Here is a 6,078-nt window from a genome sequence, read left to right on the forward strand (position 1 = left end):
CATTTAATACTTATCGAAAACTTCAGGAATTAAAATCGTCCAATCTTTTTTATGTCTTTGTGCTGACTTTATGCTTTAATTTACGTCGATTTTCATCCTATCTAAAAGATTATATTTAGAAAAATATCACTCCGTACCCTTATAAGTATATGGTACAGAAGGAAGCGAATTTAAATCTTTTTTGGGCGTCGTTACGCTTTGGCTTGTTTCGGGAGTATTATAACGCGAACTATGTTCAGGAGATTTTGCAAAAAAAGATCCTAAAAAACCAAAAATAAACCAGATAATAACGACCGCCAGAAGAATAGCAAAAATACCCTTAGCGATTGAAACACGTTGTTCACGCTCTCTTCTTTCTGCGGCCATACGTTCTTCATATGTGTGATAATTTTTATCAATCATAGTGGATTCCTTTTCTCAATTCCCTTACCTTTAAATTTCTAGAAAATATGCATATATGAAATTATTCAGATACTTATTTTGAGAAAACGATAATTATAGACAAAAGTTCCAGCTTACTTCATAAAGTTGAGAAAAAGAGGCGAGAATAGAATTAAAATATCTGCCATAACCTTTGATTCTATAATAAGCCCCTTTCTGTTCTATAATAAAACATTGACACAACGGTTTTGTTAATAATAGAGTTGTGATCAAAATATTTCATTATTTTTATTAATAAAAACAAAACATACTCAAAAGGTTTTTTTATGAAATCTCCCATGTCATCGCTTTCCTTTAAAATAGAACAACACCCTTCTCCTCTGTCAGAAGAAAAATATGAAGAAATTTTAAAAAGTCCCGGTTTTGGTCAATTTTTTACAGACCACATGTGTACTATTCAATGGACTAAAGACAAAGACTGGCACAATGCCATCATTTCTCAATACAAAGCTTTAGAAATTAACCCTGCAAGTACCGTTTTACATTACGGACAGGAAATTTTTGAGGGTTTAAAAGCATATCGTTCAAAAGATGGGCGCATCTTGCTCTTCCGTCCTGATGCCAATGCACAACGCTTTATAGAATCAGCTAAACGTTTAGCTATGCCAGAATTGCCAAAAGATATTTTTCTGGCTGCCGTTCATCAATTAGTAAAAATTGATCAAAAATGGGTTTCTGATCATCCCAACGCTAGCCTTTATATCCGTCCATTTATGTTTGGCAATGAAAACTTTTTGGGGGTCCGCCCTTCTAAAGAATATCTTTTTTGTATCATAGCCTCTCCAGTTGAATCCTATTTCAAAGGAGAAGAAAAATCTGTCAGTGTCTGGATTGAAACAGATTATAGTCGTGCTGGTCCAGGAGGCACAGGCGCTGCAAAATGTGGCGGAAACTATGCAGCAAGCTTACTTGCACAAAAAACTGCAACTGAAAACAATTGTAGCCAAGTACTCTTCCTTGATATGATTGAACATAAATGGATTGAAGAACTTGGTGGTATGAATGTCTGCTTTATTATGGACAATAATACACTTGTAACCCCCCCACTTAATGGAACTATCCTTCCAGGGATAACCCGTGATTCAATCTTAAGGTTAGCTCAACAAATAGGATTAAAGATAGAAGAGCGTCCTTATTCTTTTGCAGCGCTTCAAGAAGATGCAAAAAGTGGACACCTTAAAGAAGTCTTTGCTTGTGGTACAGCTGCCGTTGTCACATCAATTGGTCGTTTTAGATATAAAGGGGGAGAATTTATTATTGGAAATGAAACAGTTGGAGAAGTTACAAAGAAGCTTCGCACACAATTGGTTGGCCTTCAAAAAGGGAACTTAGAAGATAAAAATGGCTGGGTGCATTCTGTCCAGCTTTCATAATTATAAGGTATTCTCATATCTATAAACGCTTCCATGAAAGTAGATTCATGGAAGCGTATTTCCTAAAAAACTCCCTCTATTTTTAGGGACGAAAAAAAAACATTAATCAAATTTTGAATAATCTCGATGCTGTGCTTTAATATTACGGACTGTACCCGTATGGGAGCGCATTACGAGAGTTTCCGTTTGAATGTAACGAGATGTAAATTTAACACCAGAAAGCATATTGCCATCTGTCACCCCTGTTGCTGCAAACAAAACATCACCCTTTGCCATTTCTTCCATTGTATAAGCCTTATTGGGATCACTAATCCCCATTTTAGTTGCACGAGCAATTTTCTCTTCTGTATCAAGCAGCAAACGACCTTGCATCTGTCCTCCAATGCAGCGCAAAGCAGCAGAAGCTAAAACACCTTCAGGTGCTCCACCAATTCCCATATAGATATCAATACCTGTTTCTTCTGGATCAGTTGTATCAATAACAGCAGAAACATCTCCATCCCCAATCAAGCGAATCGATGCCCCTGTCGCTCGTACTTCATTAACCAATTTTTCATGACGAGGCCTATCCATAATACAAACAACAATCTGATTAACAGCCACTCCTTTAGCCTTCGCAAGAGCATGGATGTTATCGGTAGGACAAGCATCTATGTCTACTACTCCCTTTGGATAACCAGGACCAATAGCAATTTTTTCCATATAAACATCAGGGGCATAAAGGAGATTACCCTTTTCAGCAATTGCAACTACTGCCAAAGAATTGGCAATATTTTTAGCACAAAGTGTTGTTCCCTCTAGTGGATCAAGTGCAATATCGATCGCCAATCCACTTTGAAGACCTACTTTTTCCCCAATATAAAGCATAGGTGCTTCATCCCGCTCACCTTCACCAATCACCACTGTACCATCAATAGGCAATCGATTAAGTTCCTGCCGCATTGCATCTACAGCAGCCTGATCCGCTGCTTTTTCATCGCCACGTCCGCGCCAGCGTGCAGCAGCAACAGCAGCACGTTCAGTAACACGTACCAATTCAAGCGTCAAAATACGATCAAGTCCATTTAAAATCTTCTGAGTTGTGGGCATATGAAAAAATCCTACCGAATGAATACCAGAAAAATATGAGTCCTTATTAAATTACTAAGAATAAAGTTCTTGGCAAAGATAAAAATTTTCTACAAGAGATAAAAAAACTCAAGCTTTCCTTTTTGTCATTATCAAGAAAGTTATCAATTCTCTGCCATAGGTTCAATACGAATAAATTGAGATTTTGCAACAAGATGTCCATCTTTTTCAATTTCTGCAAGTGCTTGTCGTACATTCGCCTCTGTTGTTTCATGCGTAATTAAAATAATTGTTTTTTCAATTTGATCTTCTACAAAAGATCTTTGAACAATCGACTCCAATGAGATGTGATTATCAGCCATATGCCTTGCGACCGCAGCAAAAACACCAGTACGATCATGAACATTTAAACGAATAAAATACCCCCCTGCATGATGCGAAATACGTGCTTTTTTATGAGGAGAAAGTTCTAATGCTGGACGTCTTAAAACAGGTGCATACTGAAAACCAGAACGCGCTTTTGCTATATCAGCCAAATCACCAATAACGGCTGATGCTGTTGCCATTCCTCCGGCGCCAGGACCAGAAAACAGTAACTCACCTAATAAATCACTTTGAATAGAAAGAGCATTAGTCACACCATTTATCTGTGCAATCATTGAGGATGTCGGTACCATTGTTGGATGAACGCGTTGCTCTATTCCAGAATCCGTTTTTAATGCAACCCCTAAAAGCTTAATCCGATACCCCAATTCATCAGCTGCTCGAATATCAATTTGCGAAATATTATGAATTCCTTCAACATAAACATCATCTAACGAAACAGCTGTTCCAAATGCCAAGCTTGTCAACAACGCTAATTTATGAGCAGTATCATTTCCCTCAATATCAAAACTTGGATCTGCTTCAGCATATCCAAGTCTCTGTGCATCTGCTAAACAATCTTTAAATGAAAGACCTTCCGTAAACATGCGTGTTAATATATAATTACAGGTTCCATTGAGAATACCATAAATTCGCGATATGCGATTACTGACAAGTGATTCTCTCATCGCTTTGATGACAGGAATTCCCCCTGCAATAGCTGCTTCAAAATGAAGAAAAACACCTTTTTTTTCTGCAATTATAGCCAGCTCTACTCCATGTCGAGCAAGAAGAGCTTTGTTGGCTGTTACAACATGATGTCCCGTCTCAAGCGCTCTCTTAACAGCGGTATACACCACATCCAATTCACCACCAATTAACTCTACAAAAACATCAATATCATCAGAAGCAGCTAACTCCACAGGTGAATCAAACCATTTTATATCACTGAGATCAATTCCACGATTACGGCTTTTATCGCGCGCACTAACAGCAACGACTTTGATAAATCGCCCACATTGACAAGCTAAACTATTTGCTTTTTCACATAGAGCTCGAACAACTGAAGTACCAACCGTACCAAGTCCCGCAACACCAACTTTTAAAGCTTCTGCCATTATTAACCACTGATCCCTATCTTCATTGAAAAATCGTTTAAATGATGTGCCAATCAACACAAAGAATACTTACATCCATAAAAACAAAAGAAATACCCCGCTCCATTCACTTCATGTTCTCCAATAGAATTATCCTTGCTTGTTCAATCAATATTCCTAAAAATATAATATCACCGTCTTCAAAAATTTCAGAATCTTTATAAAATATCTAATTCAGAATGAAAATCTGTAAAACTGATAAATGCAAATTGCCATAAAGAAAAGTTTTAAACAATAATCAATAACAAATTAAAGAATATTGAAAACTTGGTAAGAAAAAATAAAAACATCTCTTCTAAATCAACAAGTATTGGACAAAAAACATTCTTTCATATGATAAATTAAGAGAATGGATAAAACAAAGTAGAGCAGTAGATAATAACACATTCCTTCCTACCATTCCATAGTTTGAACTATAAATATTAATGCAAAAATCTTAACGCACTCATATAGCAAAATAGAACCTTACATTAGTAAAAAACAAGACTTAATATGTGCACACCATAATTCTGAAATATTATAAATATGGAGAATAAATTTGCAAAATTCGAATATTTTACCTCAACTTATTGCCACCCCTTTGAAAAACTAACGAATTGAAATGACAAGAATCTAAAGCAGCCCTTTATCCACGCTAATTCACTTTCAAATCAAGAATCTTCTCAATATGTGAAAGAACAAATGACGCGCTTTTCATTTTAAATTTCTTACAGATATGTAAAAGTAAAGATAAGAAAAGTATTTTTTAATATATTCTGTAAAAATTGCTTTAATATTTTCATTTTTATCATAAATAATATTTTTATATTTTGTAAACTGAAAGTGATCTATGTATTATGCCTAGAAAACAATTGTATTATTTGTTAATTTTGTAATAAATATTTGCTTTCTACTTCATAAATTATACAGTTTTTACTTTATGATAAGCTAAAATAAGGAATCTTCTGTATAATTTTTTTTCAAACAAGTTAAATAATATTCTTATGTGGTAAGCAGAGATAACAAACGATAAAATATGCAAAAAATAAATACATTTAAAAGCCGTATTGATCATTTTTGCCTACTACTCAAACTGAAAAGAAACAATCCAAACAGGAATCGTCCAAAAATTATTCAATAAAACACACTTTTTTCAAAAAAAATGACACAGAGGGCTTGCGAAGTAACAAGATCCTCTCTATAAGCCTCATCATTGGTTTGCGCCCATCGTCTAGCGGTTAGGACATCGCCCTTTCACGGCGGAAACAGGGGTTCGATTCCCCTTGGGCGTACCATGTTTCTTTTTACTGTACACAATCTATTGATTTTATATATCTTTTTTAAAGTACGGGATACGTAAATAAAAGTGAGGGAATAGGATTTTGTAACACGTCTCTCTAATTATTGCGAATCAAGAGTTCTTTTCGGGGTATTTTTTTAGCCGTACCTGCTGTCCAAAGGGTCTCTAATTCTAAGATGTTCTAACTTTTTGTTATCCACTTTTTGAGGTGTGAGAAGCTATTCTCTATAGCGTCCACAAAACGGGAAAAATCTATTACAAACATAAAGGCAATAAAGGCTATCAATTTCATGAGGCGTGACATCATCTTTAAGCCTTGATAGGTCTCTATCATCTCGCGAAGGAGTTGTTGTTCTGTTTGTGTGAGATCTTGTTCTTGTTTACTTCGTTTCTTGAC

Annotated in this window: 5 protein-coding genes and 1 tRNA gene; 2 read left to right on the forward strand and 4 right to left on the reverse strand. The window is 35.6% G+C overall.

The genetic code is table 11. The features are described from left to right. Positions 1–126: 126 nt before the first annotated feature. Positions 127–402, reverse strand: coding sequence for a hypothetical protein (locus PVV60_RS02100; RefSeq protein ID WP_273722765.1), 276 nt, complete (start codon positions 400–402; stop codon positions 127–129). Positions 403–707: 305 nt separating this feature from the next. Between PVV60_RS02100 and PVV60_RS02105 the strand changes: the two genes are divergently transcribed. Next, complete coding sequence (locus PVV60_RS02105) at positions 708–1,814, forward strand: branched-chain amino acid aminotransferase (protein WP_273722767.1); 1,107 nt, start codon at positions 708–710, stop codon at positions 1,812–1,814. Between the two features lie 102 nt (positions 1,815–1,916). On the opposite strand, the gene glpX is transcribed toward PVV60_RS02105, so the two are convergent. Further along, positions 1,917–2,903 carry a class II fructose-bisphosphatase gene (gene glpX, locus PVV60_RS02110; protein WP_273722769.1) on the reverse strand — a complete coding sequence of 329 codons (987 nt, stop codon included), beginning with the start codon at positions 2,901–2,903 and terminating at the stop codon, positions 1,917–1,919. A gap of 143 nt (positions 2,904–3,046) precedes the next feature. Further along, a complete protein-coding gene (locus tag PVV60_RS02115) occupies positions 3,047–4,363 on the reverse strand; it encodes a homoserine dehydrogenase (RefSeq protein ID WP_273722771.1) in 1,317 nt (438 codons plus the stop codon). Between the two features lie 1,238 nt (positions 4,364–5,601). Between PVV60_RS02115 and PVV60_RS02120 the strand changes: the two genes are divergently transcribed. After that, a tRNA-Glu gene (locus PVV60_RS02120) sits at positions 5,602–5,676 on the forward strand. A gap of 186 nt (positions 5,677–5,862) precedes the next feature. On the opposite strand, the gene PVV60_RS02125 is transcribed toward PVV60_RS02120, so the two are convergent. Continuing rightward, positions 5,863–6,078 (reverse strand): hypothetical protein (locus PVV60_RS02125; RefSeq protein ID WP_273722773.1); only part of this gene is annotated, 216 nt, incomplete at its 5' end.

Source organism: Bartonella sp. AU18XJBT (assembly GCF_028618595.1).
GTDB lineage: Bacteria > Pseudomonadota > Alphaproteobacteria > Rhizobiales > Rhizobiaceae > Bartonella.

Excerpts from the sequence above, each read along its gene's own strand:
- PVV60_RS02105 (WP_273722767.1), top strand. The coding sequence starts at position 708 with ATGAAATCTCCCATGTCATCGCTTTCCTTTAAAATAGAACAACACCCT.
- PVV60_RS02115 (WP_273722771.1), bottom strand. The coding sequence starts at position 4,363 with ATGGCAGAAGCTTTAAAAGTTGGTGTTGCGGGACTTGGTACGGTTGGT.
- PVV60_RS02100 (WP_273722765.1), bottom strand. The coding sequence starts at position 402 with ATGATTGATAAAAATTATCACACATATGAAGAACGTATGGCCGCAGAA.
- glpX (WP_273722769.1), bottom strand. The coding sequence starts at position 2,903 with ATGCCCACAACTCAGAAGATTTTAAATGGACTTGATCGTATTTTGACG.